General features: G+C 49.1%; 3 protein-coding genes. 2 read left to right on the top strand and 1 reads right to left on the bottom strand.

All coding sequences use genetic code 11. The annotated features are described in order from the left end of the window. On the top strand, positions 1 to 341 hold a 341-nt coding region (locus WBV27_RS09790), incomplete at its 5' end, for an MFS transporter (protein WP_424201606.1). Positions 342 to 857: 516 nt separating this feature from the next. On the opposite strand, the gene WBV27_RS09785 is transcribed toward WBV27_RS09790, so the two are convergent. Then, positions 858 to 1,973, bottom strand: a complete 1,116-nt coding sequence (locus WBV27_RS09785; protein ID WP_424201604.1) for an AraC family transcriptional regulator — start codon at positions 1,971 to 1,973, stop codon at positions 858 to 860. 146 nt (positions 1,974 to 2,119) lie between these two features. Between WBV27_RS09785 and WBV27_RS09780 the strand changes: the two genes are divergently transcribed. Then, positions 2,120 to 2,417, top strand: a 298-nt coding sequence (locus WBV27_RS09780; RefSeq protein ID WP_424201602.1) for a hypothetical protein, incomplete at its 3' end; no start/stop codon positions are given.

Raw genomic sequence — 2,417 nt, 5'->3', positions numbered from 1 at the left:
TGGTGAACGATGCCATCGATTATGTCCAATTCAAAGACGGCATCACAGCAAACGGCGTTATTTCATCCATCAAAGGATTTGCGCAGAAATGCGGAAACACCGTGACAAACTCAGGTATTCTGGCTGTTCTTGCTTGGGCAGGCTATAGAGCCGGTGAAATCGGCAATCAACCTGAGAGCACTATGTTTGCCATCAACTTCCTGCGTTTCGGCGCGCCAGCCTTGATCAGCGGCATCCTGTTGATTGCCTTGAAGTTCAATCCGGTCGAAAAACACCGCGCAGATATTCTGGAAATGAAAGAACTTATCCGCGACCACAGCGAAGACAATCATGAAGCGTAATTAGAGGTAATTTTAGTCCAAAAAAGGGTGCTGTCTCCAAAAAGGGGCAGCACCTATGTTGGTTTATTGATTGGCAGCGTGATTGCTGGGGTGGCTTCGCCGGAGCAGAGGCGCGCATAAATCTCTCACCTCCGACGAGCCCTCGTTCGTCGGAGGACAGCATCCGATTCCGCGCCCAGCTCCGGCCAACATTCGCTCGCAGGAGGAGGGCAAGTTACCGGCACCGCAACTCCGTTGAGAAGGGCGCTCACCGGAGGAAAGCACCATCTCCAATCAGGGGGGCTTCGCCGGAGCAGAGGCGCGCGCAAATCTCTCACCTCCGACGAGCCATCGTTCGTCGGAGGACAGCATCCGATTCCGTGACCTCCTCCGGCTAGCATTCGCTCGCAGGAGGAGGTCAGATTACCGGAACCGCAACTCCGTTGAGAAGGGCGCTCATCGGAGATGAGTATCTCTCCGTTATCTCCGCGCAAAAAAACGGGCCGCCTTTGAAGCAAGACGGCCCATCTTAAAAGTTTAAATGAATGGATTGAAAGTATCCTCGGTGTGCGCGTGCTGTTTGCGGTATTGCACCGGTGAAATCTGATAAGTTGTGCGGAATACGCGCGAGAAATGATCGGTCGACTTGTAGCCTACCTGCGTTGCGATTTCGCTGATTTTCAGGTTGGAATTCTCCAGGTACTCGATTGCATGCGCCAAGCGCAGGCGCCGGACAAGATCGGTAAAATTGTAGCCAGTGTTTTCCCGGATCCTCGTCGACAGATAAGGCTCGCTGTAATGGAATTCTTCGGCCAAGCGGGACAGTGACAGCTCCTGGTAATGGTGCTGGATGTACTGCAAGATGACCGAAAAATCGGTGCCGATGTGATAGTTATGGAATTGCATGCTCTCGCTGTAATTGCGCAGCAAGTTGGAGAACATCAAGTTGATCCAATTGATGCAGCAACTGTTGCTGTAGTTGTCGTAGCGATGGCATTCAACCATGGCATTGCGGATAAGCGGTTTCAGCTGGTCGTTCTGATCGGTTTTGAACAATAGGAAATTGGGACTCGTATCATCCTGAAGGATTTTGCGGAAAAAGTAAGAAAGCAGATCCTTTCCTGACAACAACGAGAAGAAGATCGTGTCGAAGGAACTTTTGCGGAGCATGATCGTGTAAACAATCGATTCATCATCAATCAAAATATCATGCTTTGAGGAAGGTGCGATGATGCAAAGTTCCCCTTCCTGCAAGGTGGATATTTCATCCTCAAAAGTGAACCGGCAGCTGCCCCGCACGACGTAATTGATTTCAAAAAAGTTATGCGTATGCGGATTCGGACGGGTGAACTGGGGATGGCGGATAACAAACACATCCCGTTTGTGAGGAATGATATCCGTTTCGACGACTGAGGACGTTGAAGGGATCTGCGGCGTCAGGAAAAGTACAAAAGAATCGATGATATCCTCAAACTCATCATCCGACATGTTCTCGAAAATGCCGGTTACATTGGGTATTTCGAGCGTTTGTTTCAATAAACCTTTTCGATAAAGGTAGTCCGTCATCTCGGTAAATTGCATGCGTTTGCCGGCTTGGCGGTAATAATCGGTCATTTGCTTTTGGAATTCACCGTACGTGATATAGTAGGGCATAATTTTTTGATCCTCCCTATCAGAGATAGATTAGCGGTTGTTGGAAAAGTATAGCAGACATATTTTCCTTATTCAAGAAGGCTTAGATTACAGCAATCATTCGCAACAAATCAAGAACGAGCACAATATGAAAACGGAGGCAAATCATGAAGATACAGAAATTACGAACCAACCATTTGGAAAATCCGCTGGGCTACTTGTTGGATACACTGAGCTTGTCCTGGATCGTGTCCGGCAAAAATGAGCCGGGCATGGAGACGAAAGTAGTGGTTTCGGCTGATGCCGCCTTCGAAGAAGTCCTGTTCGAAAGCGACTGGCTTGAAGAAATCAACGCGTTGGACTTCCAACCGGACATCAGCTTGCTGCCACAAACGCGCTACTATTGGAAAGTTCAAGCGCAAGTGGCTGATCAGTTGCTAGCAGAAAGCGAGCCGGCTTGGTTCG

The organism is Trichococcus sp. (genome assembly GCF_049589555.1).
Lineage (GTDB): Bacteria > Bacillota > Bacilli > Lactobacillales > Aerococcaceae > Trichococcus.
Note: the sequence above shows the minus strand (reverse complement) of the source record. Positions and strands in the feature narration are given on the sequence as shown.